The organism is Pseudomonas guineae (assembly GCF_900113745.1).
Lineage (GTDB): Bacteria > Pseudomonadota > Gammaproteobacteria > Pseudomonadales > Pseudomonadaceae > Aquipseudomonas > Aquipseudomonas guineae.
In genome coordinates this window covers 833,267-850,563 of sequence record NZ_FOQL01000001.1, presented here as the reverse complement: position 1 = coordinate 850,563, position 17,297 = coordinate 833,267, and the positions used below count along the sequence as shown (strand labels likewise).

The following is a 17,297-nucleotide window of genomic DNA, read 5'->3' as shown; positions in this document are numbered from 1 at the left end:
ATGACCAGTAACTACCGCCATATCACTGTGCTACTCGACGAGGCTGTCGAGGGGCTGGCTGCGCGCGCGAGTGGTTGCTATCTAGACGGTACCTTTGGTCGCGGTGGGCATAGCCGGTTGATCCTGGAAAGGCTCGGGCCAGACGGTCGCCTGCTAGGGTTTGATAAAGATCCCCTGGCAATTGCCACGGGGAATGCGCTAGCGGCCGAAGACGGCCGCTTTGTCGTTGTGCAGCGCAGCTTTGCCGAGTTGGCCGATGAACTCGCGCAGCGCGATCTGGCCGGCAAGGTCAGCGGCATTCTTCTCGATCTGGGCGTGTCTTCGCCGCAGCTGGATGATGCCCAGCGCGGCTTCAGCTTTATGCATGACGGTCCGCTGGACATGCGTATGAACCCGGATGCGGGCGTCAGTGCGGCGCAGTTCATCGCCAGTGCTGGCGAAGAAGAAATTGCCCGAGTATTCAAAGAGTACGGTGAGGAGCGCTTCGCCAGGCGAATGGCTCGTGCTGTGGTCCTGCGTCGCGTTGAACAGCCGTTTGAACGTACCGCCGACTTGGCGCAGGTGCTCACCGTGGCCAATCCGGCCTGGGAAAAAGGCAAGAATCCGGCGACCCGCGCGTTTCAAGGGTTGCGCATTTATATCAATAACGAATTGGGTGATCTGGAAAGCGGTCTCAATGCGGCCCTAGAAAGCCTTGAAGTGGGCGGCCGCCTGGTCGTAATCAGCTTCCACTCGCTGGAAGACCGCATCGTCAAACTGTTTATGCGCAAGCATGCCAAGGGCGAGGCGGACAAGCTGCCGCGTGACTTGCCCATCATCCCGAAAGCCTTCGAGCCGCGCTTGAAGTTGATCGGTAAGCCGGTGTTCGCCTCCGAGGCAGAGTTGCAAGCCAACCCGCGTTCGCGCAGTGCGGTGATGCGTATTGCCGAGAAGGTGCGATGAGCACCCTGTTCGCTAAGCCATTGCCGGGCGGCAGCTTGCTGATGCTGCTGCTGTTTCTGGCTGTGCTGGTGTCGGCCATTGGCGTTTCCTACAGCGCGCATTGGCATCGTCAACTGCTTAATAACTTGTATGCCGAACTGAGCGTGCGCGATAGGTCGCAGGCAGAATGGGGTCGGCTGATTCTTGAGCAAAGTACTTGGACAGCGCACAACCGCATCGAGAAGTTGGCGACTGAGCGCCTGAGTATGCGTATTCCAGATGCTGCTGAAGTTCGCATGGTGGCACCATGACCGGGCTTGAAGGCGCGCTCTATCCGTGGCGTTTTCGCTTAGTGCTGCTGTTGTTGGCATTGATGGTGGGCGCTATTGCCTGGCGCATTGTCGACCTACAGGTGTTTGATCAGCGTTTTCTACAGGCCCATGGCGACGCACGCAGTGTGCGCCATATTCCGATCCCAGCGCACCGCGGGCTAATCACCGACCGTAACGGTGAGCCGCTGGCCGTTAGTACGCCGGTGACCACTCTGTGGGCTAATGGTAAGGAGTTGCAAAGCGGCAAGGCCAGGTGGGATGAGCTGGCAGCCGCGCTGGGCCAAGATCCCAAGGCATTCGGTGTGCGCTTGCAGGCCAATGCCGAGCGCGAGTTTATGTATCTGGTGCGCGGGCTGACGCCTGAGCAGGGTCAGCGCATTCTCGATATGAAAGTGCCGGGCGTATATGGCATTGAAGAATTTCGCCGCTTCTATCCGGCGGGTGAAGTAGCGGCCCATGTGGTGGGATTTACCGACATTGATGACCGTGGCCGTGAAGGCATGGAGTTGGCGTTCGAGGATTGGTTAGCTGGGGTGCCCGGCAAGCGCCAGGTGCTCAAGGACAGGCGCGGCCGGCTGATTAAAGATGTACAGGTTGCGCAGAATGCCAAGGCCGGTAAGACCTTGGCATTGTCGATTGACCTGCGCTTGCAATACCTCGCCCATCGTGAATTACGCAATGCGCTGCTCGAGTTCGGTGCCAAGGCCGGTAGCCTGGTCATGGTCGATGTACGCACCGGTGAAGTATTGGCGATGGTCAACCAGCCGACCTACAACCCGAACAATCGCCGCAACCTGCAGCCAGCGGCGATGCGCAACCGGGCGATGATTGATGTGTTCGAGCCTGGCTCGACCATGAAGCCGTTCTCCATGAGCGCTGCCCTAGCAAGCGGTCGCTGGAAAGCGTCGGATACGGTCGATGTTTACCCGGGTACTCTGCAGATCGGTAAGTACACCATTCGTGACGTCTCGCGCAGCAGTGGCCCGCTCAATCTCACTGAGATACTGATCAAGTCGAGCAACGTCGGCATGAGCAAAATTGCCTTTGATATCGGCGGTCAGTCGATCTTCGAAGTGATGCAGCAAGTTGGCTTGGGTCAGGATACTGGGCTCGGCTTTCCGGGTGAGCGCATCGGCAACCTGCCGAACTACCGTGAATGGCGCAAAGCCGAAACGGCCACGCTGTCTTATGGCTATGGCTTGTCAGTAACGGCTGTACAGCTGGCTCATGCCTATTCAGTGCTGGCCAACAATGGCCGCAGCACCCATCTGTCACTAGCACGTGTCGACCGCAAACCGGACTCCGTTCAGGTGATTCCCGAAGCGATTGCGATCACCATGCAGGGCATGTTGCAGCAGGTGATTGAAGCGCCGGGTGGGGTTTATCGCGCCAAGGTTCCGGGCTACCACGTGGCCGGTAAGAGCGGTACCGCGCGCAAGGTTTCAGTGGGTAGCCGTGGCTATCGAGACAATGCCTATCGCTCGTTGTTTGCCGGGTTTGGTCCGGTCAGCGACCCGCGTATTGCCGTGGCCATTGTAATTGATGAGCCAAGCCAGGGCGGTTACTACGGCGGCCTGGTCTCCGCACCGGTATTTGGCAAAGTCATGGCCGGCGCCCTGCGCCTGATGAACGTCGCACCGGACAACCTGCCAGAACCGCAAACGGCGGTCGTCGAAGCCATTAAAGGAGGGCGTATCTAATGCCTATGCCCCTCAGCAAGCTGCTCCCTGAAGCAGTCAGCTCTACCCTGATTCGTGAATTGACTCTGGACAGCCGCAAGGTCCGCCCGGGTGATCTGTTTCTTGCCGTCCCCGGTACTCAGCAGGATGGGCGCGTACATATCGCCGATGCCGTTGCGCGTGGCGCAGCGGCAGTGGCATTTGAAGCTGAAGGCGCGGCCGAGATGACGGCCAGCAGCAGCGAGCTGGTCGCCATCAAAGGCTTGGTGGGCCAGCTTTCAGCGATTGCCGGGCGTTTCTATGGTGAGCCAAGTCGCGGCCTCAACCTGGTTGGTATCACCGGCACCAACGGCAAAACTAGCGTCAGTCAATTGCTGGCTCAGGCGCTGGACCTGCTCGGCCAGCGCTGCGGCATTATCGGCACCCTCGGCAATGGTTTTTATGGCGCCTTGGAGCAGGGTCGTCACACCACGCCTGACCCCATCGGCGTGCAAGCCACCTTGGCCGATATGAAAAATGCCGGTGCCCGTGCGGTGGCAATGGAAGTGTCATCCCACGGTCTGCATCAGGGCCGTGTCACGGCCTTGGCGTTTGATGTGGCAGTACTGACCAATCTGTCCCGTGATCATCTGGATTACCACGGTTCGATGCTGGCTTACGCTGAGGCAAAAGCGGCGTTGTTCGTCTGGCCGGGTCTGCGCTGCCGGGTGCTTAACCTGGATGATGCCTTTGGTCGTGAGTTGGCGGGTGCTGTGCATGAGTCGCGCCTGCTCAGCTACAGCCTGGAAGATGCAAGCGCCTACCTGTATTGCCGCGATGCGCAGTTTGACGAGCAGGGCGTGCGCGCCACGCTGGTCACCCCACGCGGTGAAGGCAATCTGCGCAGCTCGCTGCTCGGCCGTTTCAACCTTAGCAACCTGCTGGCGGTGGTCGGCGCGCTGCTCGGCCTGGATTATGCGCTGGATGAAATTCTCAAGGTGCTGCCGCAGTTGCAGGGCCCGGTTGGCCGTATGCAGCGCCTAGGCGGCGTTAAGCAGCCGCTGGTGGTGGTTGATTACGCGCACACCCCAGATGCTCTGGAAAAAGTCCTCGAAGCCCTGCGTCCACACGTCAAAGGTCGCCTGCTGTGCCTGTTCGGCTGTGGCGGTGATCGCGACAATGGCAAGCGTCCGTTGATGGCAGCCGTGGTCGAGCGTCTGGCCGATGCTGTGTTGGTCACCGATGACAACCCGCGCAGCGAAGCCCCAGCGCAGATTTTCAGCGATATTCGCAGCGGGTTTGTCAGCCCCGAAGCGGTGCAGTTCGTTCACGGCCGTGGCCAGGCGATTGCCCAGCTGGTTGCCGCGGCTTCAGCCGATGACGTGCTGGTGCTGGCTGGCAAGGGCCATGAGGACTACCAGGAAATCAATGGCGTGCGCCAGCCGTTCTCCGACCTAGTCGAAGCAACCAAGGCTTTGGCAGCATGGGAGGTGGCGCATGCTTAAGTCGCTGCTCTTGAGCGACGTAGCTGAGCCATTGAACGCCCGCGTGATCGGTGCGGATGTGGCGTTCAGTGCCGTCAGCAGCGACAGCCGGGTGATTCAGCCGGGTCAGCTGTTTGTCGCCCTGGCCGGCCCGCGTTTTGATGGCCATGACTACCTGGCTGACGTCGCGGGCAAGGGCGCAGTGGCGGCCCTGGTTGAGCGTGAGGTGGTTGGCGCACCATTGCCGCAACTGCTGGTTGCCGATACCCGTTTGGCCCTCGGCCAGCTGGGCGCGCTCAATCGCCAGGCGTTCAGCGCGCCCGTGGTGGCGATTACCGGTTCCAGCGGCAAGACCACTGTTAAGGAAATGCTCGCCAGTATTCTGCGTGAAGGCCTGCAAGGCCCGGTACTGGCGACTCGCGGTAACCTGAATAACGACCTCGGTGCGCCGCTGACGTTGCTGGAGCTGGCGCCTGAACATGTGGCGGCGGTGATCGAATTGGGCGCCAATCATGTCGGCGAAATCGCCTACACCGTGGGTTTGACCCAGCCGCAGGTGGCCATCATCAACAATGCCGGCACGGCGCATGTGGGTGAGTTCGGCGGGCCAGAGAAAATTGTCGAAGCCAAGGGTGAAATTCTCGAAGGCTTGAGCGACAGCGGTGTGGCCGTGCTCAACCTCGACGACAGGGCTTTCGCCATCTGGCAGCAGCGTACCAATGGTCGCGTTGTCAGCTCTTTTGCATTGAATAACTGCGCGGCCGACGTCTACGCCAGTGACTTAGTGCGCGATGTCCGTGGTTGCTCGGCCTTTACCCTGCACTGCGCCAGCGACCAGGTGCGTATTCAGCTCAACCTGCTTGGCGAGCACAATGTGGCTAACGCTCTGGCCGCTGCTGCTGCCGCTTTGGCGTTAGGGATTGATCCTGCTGCGATCAAGGCCGGGCTGGAAAAATTACAGCCAGTCCAAGGCCGCTCCGTCGCGCAGATTTCGCCGAATGGCTTACGGGTGATTGACGATAGCTACAACGCCAACCCGACCTCCGTGTGCGCTGCCATCGATATCCTCGCCGGTTTCTCGGGGCGTCGGGTGTTGGTGTTGGGTGATATCGGCGAACTGGGTGAGTGGGCTGAGCAGGGCCATCGTCAGGTCGGTGGCTACGCCGTTGGCAAAGTTGATGCGCTGTATGCCGTGGGTCCCCTGATGGCCTATGCCGTCGAAGAATTTGGTTCTGCTGGCCGGTATTTCAATGACCAGGCCAGCCTTATTGCTGCGCTGCAAGACGAGCAGGGCGATACCACCCTTCTAATTAAAGGTTCACGCAGCGCGGCGATGGAAAAAGTCGTAGCAGCGCTGTGTGGCACATCCGGGGAGATTCACTAATGCTGCTGCTGCTGGCGGAGTACCTGCAACAGTTCCACAAGGGTTTTGCAGTGTTTCAGTACCTGACACTGCGCGGCATTCTGGGCGTGTTGACTGCCTTGGCACTGTCGCTTTGGCTGGGGCCGTGGATGATTCGTACGCTGCAGATTCGCCAGATCGGCCAGTCGGTGCGTAACGACGGCCCGCAGTCGCACCTGTCAAAAAAGGGCACGCCGACCATGGGCGGTGCGCTGATTCTTTCAGCGATTGCCGTCAGCACTCTGCTGTGGGCTGATCTGTCCAATCGCTACGTGTGGACTGTGTTGGCTGTCACCCTGCTGTTCGGTGCAGTCGGCTGGGTTGATGACTACCGCAAGGTCATCGAGAAAAACTCTAAGGGCCTGCCGAGCCGCTGGAAGTACTTCTGGCAATCGGTGTTTGGTCTGGGCGCTGCGCTGTTCCTTTATATGACAGCGCAAAGCCCGGTAGAAACCACCCTGATTTTGCCGATGCTCAAGGACTTCAGCCTTGAGCTGGGCCTGGGCTTTGTGGTGCTGAGCTACTTCGTCATCGTCGGCTCGAGCAACGCAGTGAACCTGACCGACGGTTTGGATGGCTTGGCGATTCTGCCCACTGTGATGGTTGGCGGCGCGTTGGGGATTTTCTGTTACCTGTCAGGCAACGTGAAGTTCGCCGAGTACCTGTTTATTCCCTATGTGCCGGGCGCGGGTGAGCTGATTGTGTTCTGCGCCGCGCTGGTTGGGGCTGGCCTGGGTTTCCTCTGGTTCAACACCTACCCGGCGCAAGTCTTTATGGGCGATGTCGGCGCACTGGCGCTCGGTGCGGCCCTGGGCACGATTGCGGTGATCGTCCGTCAGGAAGTGGTGCTGTTCATCATGGGCGGCATCTTCGTGGTGGAAACCCTGTCAGTGATCATCCAGGTCGCATCTTTCAAGTTGACCGGTAAGCGCGTGTTCCGCATGGCGCCGATTCATCACCATTTCGAACTCAAAGGCTGGCCCGAGCCGCGCGTGATCGTGCGCTTTTGGATCATCACCGTGATTCTGGTGCTGATCGGCCTTGCCACCCTGAAACTGCGTTGAGGAACCCATGAGCCTGATCGCTTCTGACCACTTCCGCATCGTTGTCGGCCTCGGCAAGAGCGGCATGTCCCTGGTGCGTTTCCTCGCACGTCAGGGCTTACCGTTTGCCGTGGTCGACACGCGTGCCAACCCGCCGGAACTCGCCACCTTGCGTGAGCAGTTCCCGCAGGTTGAAGTGCGCTGTGGCGAACTGGATGTGGACTTCCTCTGCCGCGCCAGTGAGCTGCTCGTCAGCCCGGGGCTGGCCGTCGCTACTCCGGCGTTGCAGGCGGCTGCGGCGCGCGGGGTGAAGCTGTCGGGTGACATCGACCTGTTTGCTCGCTATGCCAAGGCGCCGATCATCGCCATCACCGGTTCTAACGCCAAAAGCACCGTCACCACCCTAGTGGGCGAGATGGCCGCTGCGGCCGGTAAGAAGGTCGCCGTGGGTGGCAACCTTGGCACCCCGGCGCTGGATTTGCTGGATGACAGCATTGAGCTGTATGTCATGGAATTGTCGAGCTTCCAGTTGGAAACCACCGACCAACTCAATGCGGAAGTGGCGACCTGCCTGAACATTAGCGAAGACCACATGGATCGTTACGCCGATCTGCCGGCCTATCACCTGGCGAAGCATCGCATTTTTCGCGGCGCGCGGCAGGTGGTGGTGAACCGCGATGACGCATTGTCACGGCCACTGGTCGCCGATCAGTTGCCATGCTGGTACTTCGGTTTGGGCAAGCCTGACTTCAAGCGCTTCGGTCTGATTGAGGAAAATGGCGAGAAGAGTTTGGGCTACCAGTTCGCTGCCTTGTTGCCAGTGCGTGAATTGAAGATTCGTGGCGCACACAATCAGTCCAACGCCCTGGCGGCCTTGGCGTTGGGTCATGCCGTCGGTCTGCCGTTCGAGCCGATGCTGGCAACGCTCAAGCAGTTCGCTGGCTTGCCGCATCGTTGCCAGTGGGTCGGCGAGCGCAATGCCGTGAGCTATTACGACGACTCTAAGGCCACCAACGTTGGTGCCGCACTGGCGGCCATCGACGGTCTGGGCGCGGATATCGACGGCAAGCTGGTGCTGATCGCCGGTGGTGATGGCAAAGGCGCTGATTTCTCGGCGCTGAAGAAGCCAGTCGGTCAGTTTTGTCGTGCGGTGATGCTGCTCGGGCGCGATGCTGAACGCTTGGCTGATGTGCTGGGCGACGCTGCCCCGCTGATCCGAGTCAAGACGCTTGAGGAAGCAGTACGGCGCGCTACCGAGTTAGCCGAGGCAGGCGATGCCGTGCTGCTGTCGCCGGCCTGCGCCAGCCTGGATATGTTCAAGAATTTCGAAGAGCGCGGACGTCTGTTCGCCCAAGCCGTGGAGGGTTTGCGCTGATGCTTGCCCGACTGCTCGCCGCGCCATCGCCCCTGCATACCCGTCGCGGGATCGACATCGACTTCCCGCTGCTGGCCGGTTGCCTGGCACTGCTCGGCTTGGGTTTGGTAATGATCACTTCAGCGTCCTCGGAAGTAGCGGCGGCGCAGACGGGTAACCCGCTGTACCACATGATTCGTCACCTGATTTATTTGGCTATCGGCATCGGCGCTGCACTGGCCACGCTGCTGGTGCCCATGGCCCTGTGGCAGCGTTACAGCGGCATGCTGTTACTGGCGGCGGTGGTGTTGCTAGTTTTGGTGTTGTTGCCGGGCATTGGCCGTGAAGTCAACGGTGCCAAGCGCTGGATCGGCCTGGGTATCTTCAACTTGCAGCCGTCTGAGCTGGCCAAGCTATTTAGCGTGATGTTTATCGCCGCCTATCTGGTGCGTCGCCAGACCGAAGTGCGTGAGAAACTCACCGGCTTTATTAAACCGATGATGGTGCTGGGACCCATTGCGGCATTGCTGCTGGCCGAGCCCGACTTTGGCGCGACCGTGGTCTTGGTTGGGGCTGCCATCGCTATGTTGTTCCTCGGCGGGGTCAACTTGTTGCGTTTTATTCCGCTGGCCACTGGCGTGCTGGGGCTTGGCGTGTGGGTGATGACCAGTCAGGCCTATCGCCTAGAACGCCTGACCAACTTTGTTGACCCGTGGGCGGACCAGTATGGCGCCGGGTACCAGCTGAGTCAGGCGCTGATCGCCTTCGGCCGTGGCGAGTGGTTAGGCGTTGGCCTGGGTAACAGCGTGCAAAAACAGTTCTACCTGCCGGAAGCGCATACCGACTTCGTGTTTGCCGTATTGGCCGAAGAGCTGGGCATGGTCGGTGCCTTGCTTACGGTTGGTTTGTTCGTGTTTGTCAGCGTGCGCGCTCTGTATATCGGCTTGTGGGCAGAGAAGGCCAAGCAGTTCTTCTCCGCCTATGTGGCCTATGGCCTGGCTTTCCTGTGGATCGGTCAGGTGCTGATCAACATTGGTGTGAATGTCGGTTTGCTGCCAACCAAGGGCTTGACCCTACCATTCCTCAGTTATGGCGGCAGTTCTCTGGTGATTTGCTGCATCAGCTTGGCGCTATTGCTGCGTATCGAGTGGGAGCGCCGCACGCAACTGGGCAGCGAAGATGTTGAATTTAAAGAATCCGATTTCTTCGAAGGCCAAGCCGTCGAGGAGGTTCAGCATGCGCGGTAATGTCCTGATCATGGCCGGTGGTACCGGTGGCCATGTATTCCCCGCTCTTGCCTGTGCCCGCGAGTTCAAGGCGCGCGGTTACAGCGTGCATTGGCTGGGTACGCCTCGCGGCATTGAGAATGAGTTGGTGCCTGCGGCTGGCCTGCCGCTGCATTTGATTGATGTCAGCGGTTTGCGCGGCAAAGGCAAGCTGTCCCTGCTGAAAGCACCCTTCCAGTTGATCAAGGCGCTGTTTCAGGCACGCAAAGTGATGCATGAGCTGCAGCCAGTGTGTGTGCTGGGTATGGGTGGTTATGTCACCGGTCCAGGCGGCCTGGCTGCGCGGATGAATGGCGCACCATTGATCATCCACGAGCAGAACGCTGTAGCCGGTACGGCCAACCGCAGCCTAGTGCCATTCGCCAGCCGCGTCTGTGAAGCCTTCCCGAATACCTTCGGCAATAGCGCAAAGCGCCGCACCACCGGTAACCCGGTGCGCGAAGAGCTGTTTCTAGAAACCCCACGGGATTCGCTGCGCAATCGTCAGCCACGCCTGCTGGTGCTGGGCGGCAGCCTGGGCGCCGAACCCTTGAACAAAATGCTGCCTGAGGCCCTGGCGCTGGTGGCTGCTGAGCTGCGCCCTGAGGTGTTTCATCAGGCCGGCAAACAACATGATGCAATTACCGCTGAACGCTATCGCGCGGTTGGCGTCGAAGCGCAGGTCGCACCATTTATCCAAGACATGGCGCGGGCTTATGCCTGGGCGGACTTGGTGGTCTGTCGTTCCGGTGCGCTCACGATCAGCGAGCTGGCCGCCGCCGGCCTGCCAGCTTTCCTGCTGCCGTTGCCGCATGCGATCGACGACCACCAAACCCGTAATGCCGATTACTTGGCCAGTGCCGGCGCTGCCGTACTGCTGCCACAACGTTCCACTGACGCCGCCACGCTGGCCGCGCAGCTGACCGAGGTTTTGATGCACCCCGAACAACTCACTCAAATGGCGCAGACGGCTCGTCGTCTGGCCAAGCCGGATGCAACCTGCACCGTAGTCGATATCTGCCTGGAGGTGGCCCGTGGCTAAGTCTCCCGCTGCTGCTCGTTCGGAAATTCGCCGTATGCGTCGCATCCGTCGTATTCATTTTGTCGGCATCGGTGGTGCCGGCATGTGTGGCATTGCCGAAGTGCTGCTCAACCTTGGCTATGAGGTCTCCGGCTCCGACTTGAAAGTGTCGGCGGTGACCGAGCGCCTGGAAAGCTTCGGTGCGCAGATTTTCATTGGCCATCGTGCTGAAAACGCCGAGCAGGCTGACGTGTTGGTGGTCTCCAGTGCGATCAACACCAGTAATCCGGAAGTCGCCATCGCTCTGGAGCGACGCATTCCTGTGGTGCCGCGTGCGGAGATGCTTGCCGAGCTGATGCGCTACCGCCACGGCATCGCCGTCGCCGGCACCCACGGTAAAACTACCACCACTAGCCTGTTGGCCTCGGTGTTCGCCGCCGGTGGTCTGGACCCAACATTCGTCATCGGTGGCCGGCTGAATGCAGCGGGCACTAACGCGCAGCTGGGTAGCAGCCGTTACCTGATCGCCGAAGCCGACGAAAGCGATGCCAGCTTCCTCCACCTGCAGCCCATGGTCTCGGTCGTGACCAATATCGACATGGACCACATGAGTACCTATGGCGGCGACTTCAATAAGTTGAAGGCCACCTTCGTCAAGTTTTTGCACAACCTGCCGTTTTATGGCCTGGCAGTGATGTGTGTGGATGACCCGTTTGTGCGCGAAATTCTGCCGCAGGTGTCGCGACCTATCGTGACCTATGGCTTCGATGAGGGCGCCGATGTGCGCGCTATCAATGTGCGTCATCAGGGTATGCAGACCTTCTTCACCGTGCTCCGTCGCGACCGCGAGCCGCTGGATGTGTCGGTCAACATGCCGGGCAATCACAACGTACTGAACGCCCTGGCCACCATCGCCATTGCCACCGATGAGGGCATTAATGATGACGCCATCATCCACGGCCTGTCGGGCTTTCAGGGTGTCGGTCGACGCTTCCAGGTATATGGCGACCTGCCAGTCGAGGGCGGCAGCGTGATGCTGGTCGACGATTATGGTCACCACCCGCGCGAAGTCGCCGCCGTGATCAAGGCCGTACGCAGCGGGTGGCCTGAGCGCCGTTTGGTGATGGTTTACCAGCCGCACCGCTTCAGCCGTACCCGTGATCTGTATGACGACTTCGTGCAGGTATTGGGCGATGCCAACGTGTTGTTGCTGATGGCCGTCTATCCGGCGGGTGAAGAACCCATTCCGGGCGCGGACAGCCGTCAGCTGTGCCACAGCATTCGTCAGCGCGGCCAAATCGATCCGATCTATATCGAGCGCGGGGTAGACCTGGCGCCGATCGTCAAACCGCTGCTGCGCGCGGGTGACATTCTTCTTTGCCAAGGTGCCGGCGATATCGGCGGCCTGGCCCCGCAACTGTTGCAAAGTCCGCTGTTCGCGGCGGTTGAAGGTCAGTCGAAATGAGTGCCGAGAACTTGAAATCCCAGTACCCCGTCAGCGCCTTCGGCCGTGTCGCTGTGTTGTTCGGCGGCAAGAGCGCCGAACGTGAAGTGTCGTTGAAGTCCGGTAATGCCGTGCTGCAAGCGCTGCTGAGCGCCGGCGTGGATGCTTTTGGTATCGATGTTGGGACGGATTTACTGCAGCGCCTAAACAGTGAAAAAATCGACCGAGCCTTTATCGTCCTGCACGGCCGTGGCGGTGAAGATGGTGCGATGCAAGGGTTGCTGGAGTGTGCAGGTATTCCTTACACCGGCAGCGGCATCCTGGCCTCGGCGCTGGCCATGGACAAGCTGCGCACCAAGCAGGTGTGGCAGAGCCTTGGCTTGTCGACCCCGCGCCATGCGGTATTAGCCTCGGCTGCTGATTGTGAAGCGGCGGCGCTTGATCTGGGCTTCCCACTGATCGTTAAGCCTGCGCATGAGGGCTCGAGCATCGGTATGGCCAAGGTTGGCGACCTGCAGGCATTAATTGCAGCCTGGCAGGATGCCAGTGGCTACGACTCGCAGGTGTTGGTTGAGCAATGGATCGCCGGCCCTGAGTTCACCATCGCCGTGCTGCGCGGTCAGGTGTTGCCGCCGATCGCCCTGGGCACCCCACACAGCTTCTACGACTACGACGCCAAGTACCTGGCCAATGACACCCAGTACCGCATTCCTTGCGGTCTGGACGCTGACAAAGAAGCCGAGCTTGTAGAACTCACTGCGCGCGCTTGCGAAGCGGTTGGTATTCAGGGCTGGGCCCGTGCTGACGTGATGCAGGATGGCAATGGCCGGTTCTGGCTGCTGGAAGTCAACACGGTTCCCGGTATGACCGACCATAGCCTGGTACCGATGGCGGCCAAGGCAGCCGGTCTGGATTTTCAACAGCTGGTGTTGGCGATTCTTGCTGACAGCCTAGAAGCACGGGGTTAACTCATGACCGCCTCCTTGCGTCACCAGCCAGGTTCTTCCCGCGCCCCCGTGCGCGGCAAGCCTGTGCCGCGCGGCGCCAGCCGTTTGGTGGCCAAGGAGCCGATCAGCCTGCGTGTAAGCCTGCCGAAAACTAATTTTTCATGGTTGAAGCGTCTGGCATGGCCGCTGTTGCTGTTGGGTCTGGGTTATGGCGCCTACGAAGTATCCCTGCGTGCCTTGCCTTATGCCGACCAGCCAATTGCCAAAATTAGCGTTGAAGGCGATCTCAGTTACGTCAATCAACAGGCTGTGCAGCAGCGTATTGCGCCATATGCCAACGCCAGTTTCTTCAGCGTCGATCTGCCCAGTCTGCGCCATGAGCTGGAAACGATGCCTTGGATTGCCAGTGCTCAGGTGCGCCGCGTATGGCCAGATCAGCTGGTAGTAAGGCTGGAAGAACAATTACCGATTGCTCGCTGGGGTGATGAGGCGCTGCTGAACAACCAAGGGCATGCGTTTGCACCGCAGGAGTTGGCGAACTATCAGCACCTGCCGCAGCTGTATGGCCCCAAGCGTGCGCAACAGCAGGTAATGCAGCAATACCAAGTGATCAGCCAGATGCTGCGTCCCGTGGGGTTTTCCGTGGCGCGCCTGGAGCTGCGTGAACGTGGCAGCTGGTTCCTCTCCACCGGGCAGGGCATTGAGTTGCTGCTGGGGCGTGATCATCTGGTAGAAAAAATGCGGCGTTTCACGGCCATTTATGACAAGGCCCTGAAAGAGCAACAAGCGAATATCGCGCGCATCGATTTGCGTTATGCCAACGGCCTGGCCGTGGCATGGCGTGAGCCAGTCGCGCCCACGGCGGCACCAACCGCTGTCGTGCAGTGAATCAGGAGAAGGCAAGAGCCATGGCAAATATGCAGAGCGGCAAGATGATCGTCGGTCTCGATATCGGTACCTCCAAGGTGGTGGCATTGGTTGGAGAGGTGAATGCGGACGGCCAGCTGGAAATCGTCGGCATCGGCACCCATCCATCACGCGGTCTGAAGAAGGGCGTGGTAGTAAATATTGAATCGACTGTGCAATCGATCCAGCGCGCCGTCGAAGAAGCCCAGCTGATGGCCGGTTGCCGTATTCACTCGGCCTTTGTCGGCCTGGCCGGTAACCATATCCGCAGCCTTAATAGCCACGGCATCGTGGCTATTCGTGATCGCGAAGTCAGTGCCGCTGACCTTGAGCGGGTGCTCGATGCCGCCCAGGCGGTGGCCATTCCCGCCGACCAGCGTGTACTGCATACCTTGCCGCAGGATTACGTGATTGATAACCAGGAAGGCGTACGTGAGCCACTGGGCATGTCCGGCGTGCGCCTGGAAGCCAAAGTGCACGTCGTCACCTGTGCGGTGAATGCCGCGCAGAACATCGAGAAGTGCGTGCGCCGTTGCGGCCTGGAAGTTGACGACATCATTCTTGAGCAGCTGGCCTCGGCCTATGCCGTGCTGACCGACGACGAGAAAGAGCTGGGCGTGTGCTTAGTCGATATCGGCGGCGGCACCACCGACATCTGCATCTTCACCGAAGGCGCGATTCGTCACACCGCAGTGATCCCCATTGCGGGCGATCAGGTCACCAATGACATCGCCATGGCCCTGCGCACGCCAACCCAGTATGCCGAAGAGATCAAGATTCGTTATGCTTGCGCGTTAGCCAAACTGGCGGGCGCGGGCGAAACCATCAAGGTGCCGAGCGTCGGTGATCGTCCGCCGCGCGATTTGTCGCGTCAGTCCCTGGCTGAAGTGGTAGAGCCACGTTACGACGAGTTGTTCACCCTGATTCAGGCTGAGCTGCGTCGCAGTGGTTATGAGGACTTGATTCCGGCCGGGATCGTTCTTACTGGCGGTACAGCGAAGATGGAAGGAGCCGTCGAGCTGGCCGAAGAAATTTTCCATATGCCGGTACGTCTGGGTATTCCCCAGGGTGTCAAAGGATTGGCCGACGTCGTGCGTAACCCCATCTATTCCACAGGCGTAGGCCTGTTGCTGTACGGGCTGCAAAAGCAGGCCGACGGCGTATCGATGTCTGCGCTTGGCAGCTACAACGATGAACCCAAGCAACCTGTTCTGGAACGGCTGAAGCGCTGGGTCCAGGGCAATTTCTGATTTTGCAGTAGGCGTTATAACTAGAAAGTAAAGGAGAGGGAAAATGTTTGAACTCGTAGACAGCGCTCCAGCAAGTGCGGTTATCAAGGTCATCGGCGTGGGTGGCGGCGGCGGTAATGCTGTCAATCACATGGCGAAAAATAACATTGAAGGCGTTGAGTTCATCTGCGCCAATACGGATGCGCAGGCACTGAAAAACATCGGCGCCCGTACCGTCCTGCAATTGGGCACGGCTGTAACCAAAGGCCTCGGCGCGGGTGCTAATCCCGAAGTCGGTCGTCAAGCGGCGATGGAAGACCGTGAGCGTATCGCTGAAGTGCTGCAAGGCTGCGACATGGTCTTCATCACCACCGGCATGGGCGGCGGTACCGGCACCGGTGCAGCCCCAGTAATTGCTCAGGTGGCCAAGGAAATGGGCATCCTCACCGTTGCGGTGGTGACCCGTCCGTTCCCGTTTGAAGGCAAAAAACGCATGCTGATTGCCGAAGAAGGCATTCGCGCCCTGGCAGAAAGCGTTGATTCGTTGATCACCATCCCTAACGAAAAACTGCTGACCATCCTCGGTAAAGACGCCAGCCTGCTGTCCGCCTTCGCTAAAGCGGATGACGTACTCGCCGGTGCCGTGCGCGGTATTTCCGACATCATCAAGCGTCCGGGCATGATCAACGTCGACTTCGCCGACGTGAAAACCGTGATGAGCGAAATGGGCATGGCGATGATGGGCACTGGCTGCGCCAGCGGTCCGAACCGTGCGCGTGAAGCCACCGAAGCAGCAATCCGCAATCCGTTGCTGGAAGACGTTAATCTGCAGGGCGCACGCGGCATTCTGGTCAACATTACTGCCGGTCCTGACCTGTCCCTGGGTGAGTACTCAGACGTCGGTAACATCATCGAGCAGTTCGCTTCCGAGCACGCCACCGTTAAGGTCGGCACCGTGATCGATCCGGATATGCGCGACGAGTTACATGTCACCGTGGTTGCCACGGGTCTGGGTGCGCGTATCGAGAAACCAGTCAAGGTTATCGATAACACTGTGCAGGTTTCGGCCAACACGCACAGCAACGCGGCCGCACCGGCGCGTGGCGAGCAAAGCGTCAATTACAAAGACTATGAGCGTCCTACCGTTCAGCGTCAAAGCCACGGCGGCGCGGCCACGGCGGCCAAGCTGAACCCTCAGGATGATCTAGATTACCTCGACATTCCGGCCTTCCTGCGTCGTCAGGCCGATTGATGAAATGTATCAGGAGTATTGGGGCGATTGGTGTTCAGCAAAGGCCGGTTCTGCTATCATCGCCGGCCATTGTTGAAAACTATTCGCAACTAGTGCTATAGCGGTCCAATCCATGATCAGACAACGCACCCTGAAGAACACCATCCGCGCCACTGGCGTAGGTTTGCATTCCGGGGAAAAGGTATACCTGACCCTAAAGCCGGCACCAGTAGACACCGGTATCGTGTTCCGTCGTACCGACTTGGACCCTGTCGTGGAAATTCCCGCGCGTGCAGGCAATGTCGGTGAAACCACCATGTCGACCACATTGGTCAATGGTGATGTCAAGGTGGATACGGTAGAGCACCTGCTTTCGGCCATGGCTGGCCTGGGCATCGATAACGCCTACGTCGAGCTCTCCGCATCCGAAGTACCGATCATGGATGGCAGTGCGGGTCCTTTTGTATTCCTGATTCAATCGGCAGGGCTGGAAGAGCAGGACGCCCATAAGAAGTTCATTCGCATTCTTCGTGAAGTGACGGTTGAAGAGGGCGACAAGCGCGCCACTTTTGTGCCTTTCGAAGGGTTTAAGGTGAGCTTCGAGATCGATTTCGATCATCCGGTGTTCCGCAATCGCACCCAGTCAGCCAGCGTAGACTTCTCCAGCACCTCGTTCGTGAAGGAAGTTAGTCGCGCGCGTACGTTCGGTTTTATGCGTGATATCGAGTTCCTGCGTTCACAGAACCTGGCGCTTGGCGGCAGCGTGGATAACGCCATCGTAGTGGATGAGTTCCGCGTGTTGAACGAAGACGGCCTGCGTTATGAGGACGAATTCGTCAAGCACAAGATTCTCGATGCGATTGGTGACCTTTACCTGCTTGGTAACAGCCTGATTGGCGAGTTCAAAGGTTTCAAGTCGGGTCATGCGCTGAACAATCTTCTCTTGCGCACTCTGATCGAGCAAACCGATGCATGGGAAGTTGTCACCTTTGATGACCCCAATACTGCGCCAATCTCTTACATGCGTCCGGTTGCGGCTGTGTAACGCAATACCCTCCTT

Annotated in this window: 15 protein-coding genes; all 15 read left to right on the top strand. The window is 59.4% G+C overall.

Features of this window, described 5'->3' with window-relative positions; all coding sequences use genetic code 11:
• Positions 1-942 carry a 16S rRNA (cytosine(1402)-N(4))-methyltransferase RsmH gene (gene rsmH / locus BMZ32_RS03955; protein ID WP_167376709.1) on the top strand — a complete coding sequence of 314 codons (942 nt, stop codon included), beginning with the start codon at positions 1-3 and terminating at the stop codon, positions 940-942.
• Positions 939-1,232, top strand: coding sequence for a cell division protein FtsL (gene ftsL, locus BMZ32_RS03950; RefSeq protein ID WP_090239864.1), 294 nt, complete (start codon positions 939-941; stop codon positions 1,230-1,232). Before rsmH ends, ftsL begins: the two co-directional genes overlap by 4 nt.
• On the top strand, positions 1,229-2,953 hold the full coding sequence (locus BMZ32_RS03945; RefSeq protein ID WP_090239860.1) for a peptidoglycan D,D-transpeptidase FtsI family protein: 1,725 nt from the start codon (positions 1,229-1,231) through the stop codon (positions 2,951-2,953). The genes ftsL and BMZ32_RS03945 overlap by 4 nt, the downstream gene beginning before the upstream one ends.
• On the top strand, positions 2,953-4,416 hold the full coding sequence (locus BMZ32_RS03940; protein WP_090239858.1) for a UDP-N-acetylmuramoyl-L-alanyl-D-glutamate--2,6-diaminopimelate ligase: 1,464 nt from the start codon (positions 2,953-2,955) through the stop codon (positions 4,414-4,416). Before BMZ32_RS03945 ends, BMZ32_RS03940 begins: the two co-directional genes overlap by 1 nt.
• Positions 4,409-5,779 (top strand): UDP-N-acetylmuramoyl-tripeptide--D-alanyl-D-alanine ligase, encoded by a 1,371-nt coding sequence (locus BMZ32_RS03935; RefSeq protein ID WP_090239856.1) that lies wholly within the window; start codon positions 4,409-4,411, stop codon positions 5,777-5,779. Before BMZ32_RS03940 ends, BMZ32_RS03935 begins: the two co-directional genes overlap by 8 nt.
• A complete protein-coding gene (mraY, locus tag BMZ32_RS03930; protein WP_090239854.1) occupies positions 5,779-6,861 on the top strand; it encodes a phospho-N-acetylmuramoyl-pentapeptide-transferase in 1,083 nt (360 codons plus the stop codon). The genes BMZ32_RS03935 and mraY overlap by 1 nt, the downstream gene beginning before the upstream one ends.
• Positions 6,862-6,868: 7 nt before the next feature.
• On the top strand, positions 6,869-8,215 hold the full coding sequence (murD, locus tag BMZ32_RS03925) for a UDP-N-acetylmuramoyl-L-alanine--D-glutamate ligase (RefSeq protein ID WP_090239852.1): 1,347 nt from the start codon (positions 6,869-6,871) through the stop codon (positions 8,213-8,215).
• Entirely contained in the window at positions 8,215-9,441 is a 1,227-nt protein-coding gene (ftsW, locus tag BMZ32_RS03920) for a putative lipid II flippase FtsW (protein WP_090239849.1), read from the top strand. Before murD ends, ftsW begins: the two co-directional genes overlap by 1 nt.
• A complete protein-coding gene (gene murG / locus BMZ32_RS03915; protein ID WP_090239846.1) occupies positions 9,431-10,501 on the top strand; it encodes an undecaprenyldiphospho-muramoylpentapeptide beta-N-acetylglucosaminyltransferase in 1,071 nt (356 codons plus the stop codon). The genes ftsW and murG overlap by 11 nt, the downstream gene beginning before the upstream one ends.
• Before the next feature lie 34 nt (positions 10,502-10,535).
• A complete protein-coding gene (gene murC / locus BMZ32_RS03910; RefSeq protein WP_244153940.1) occupies positions 10,536-11,945 on the top strand; it encodes a UDP-N-acetylmuramate--L-alanine ligase in 1,410 nt (469 codons plus the stop codon).
• Positions 11,942-12,892 carry a D-alanine--D-alanine ligase gene (locus BMZ32_RS03905; RefSeq protein ID WP_090239841.1) on the top strand — a complete coding sequence of 317 codons (951 nt, stop codon included), beginning with the start codon at positions 11,942-11,944 and terminating at the stop codon, positions 12,890-12,892. Before murC ends, BMZ32_RS03905 begins: the two co-directional genes overlap by 4 nt.
• A gap of 3 nt (positions 12,893-12,895) precedes the next feature.
• Positions 12,896-13,759, top strand: a complete 864-nt coding sequence (locus tag BMZ32_RS03900; protein ID WP_090239839.1) for a cell division protein FtsQ/DivIB — start codon at positions 12,896-12,898, stop codon at positions 13,757-13,759.
• Positions 13,760-13,779: 20 nt separating this feature from the next.
• Entirely contained in the window at positions 13,780-15,027 is a 1,248-nt protein-coding gene (ftsA, locus tag BMZ32_RS03895; protein WP_090239836.1) for a cell division protein FtsA, read from the top strand.
• A 43-nt stretch (positions 15,028-15,070) separates the two neighbouring features.
• The gene (gene ftsZ, locus BMZ32_RS03890; protein WP_090239834.1) at positions 15,071-16,258 is read left to right on the top strand and encodes a cell division protein FtsZ; all 1,188 of its coding nucleotides are present in this window, start codon (positions 15,071-15,073) and stop codon (positions 16,256-16,258) included.
• A gap of 112 nt (positions 16,259-16,370) precedes the next feature.
• Positions 16,371-17,282 carry a UDP-3-O-acyl-N-acetylglucosamine deacetylase gene (lpxC, locus tag BMZ32_RS03885; protein WP_090239831.1) on the top strand — a complete coding sequence of 304 codons (912 nt, stop codon included), beginning with the start codon at positions 16,371-16,373 and terminating at the stop codon, positions 17,280-17,282.
• Positions 17,283-17,297: the final 15 nt, after the last annotated feature.

Bases quoted from the DNA above. Each gene is read 5' to 3' on its own strand.
- BMZ32_RS03905 (WP_090239841.1), top strand. From the start codon at position 11,942: ATGAGTGCCGAGAACTTGAAATCCCAGTACCCCGTCAGCGCCTTCGGC.
- BMZ32_RS03940 (WP_090239858.1), top strand. From the start codon at position 2,953: ATGCCTATGCCCCTCAGCAAGCTGCTCCCTGAAGCAGTCAGCTCTACC.
- ftsL (WP_090239864.1), top strand. From the start codon at position 939: ATGAGCACCCTGTTCGCTAAGCCATTGCCGGGCGGCAGCTTGCTGATG.
- mraY (WP_090239854.1), top strand. From the start codon at position 5,779: ATGCTGCTGCTGCTGGCGGAGTACCTGCAACAGTTCCACAAGGGTTTT.
- BMZ32_RS03945 (WP_090239860.1), top strand. From the start codon at position 1,229: ATGACCGGGCTTGAAGGCGCGCTCTATCCGTGGCGTTTTCGCTTAGTG.
- rsmH (WP_167376709.1), top strand. From the start codon at position 1: ATGACCAGTAACTACCGCCATATCACTGTGCTACTCGACGAGGCTGTC.
- BMZ32_RS03935 (WP_090239856.1), top strand. From the start codon at position 4,409: ATGCTTAAGTCGCTGCTCTTGAGCGACGTAGCTGAGCCATTGAACGCC.
- lpxC (WP_090239831.1), top strand. From the start codon at position 16,371: ATGATCAGACAACGCACCCTGAAGAACACCATCCGCGCCACTGGCGTA.
- ftsA (WP_090239836.1), top strand. From the start codon at position 13,780: ATGGCAAATATGCAGAGCGGCAAGATGATCGTCGGTCTCGATATCGGT.
- murD (WP_090239852.1), top strand. From the start codon at position 6,869: ATGAGCCTGATCGCTTCTGACCACTTCCGCATCGTTGTCGGCCTCGGC.
- murC (WP_244153940.1), top strand. From the start codon at position 10,536: ATGCGTCGCATCCGTCGTATTCATTTTGTCGGCATCGGTGGTGCCGGC.
- murG (WP_090239846.1), top strand. From the start codon at position 9,431: ATGCGCGGTAATGTCCTGATCATGGCCGGTGGTACCGGTGGCCATGTA.
- ftsW (WP_090239849.1), top strand. From the start codon at position 8,215: ATGCTTGCCCGACTGCTCGCCGCGCCATCGCCCCTGCATACCCGTCGC.
- ftsZ (WP_090239834.1), top strand. From the start codon at position 15,071: ATGTTTGAACTCGTAGACAGCGCTCCAGCAAGTGCGGTTATCAAGGTC.
- BMZ32_RS03900 (WP_090239839.1), top strand. From the start codon at position 12,896: ATGACCGCCTCCTTGCGTCACCAGCCAGGTTCTTCCCGCGCCCCCGTG.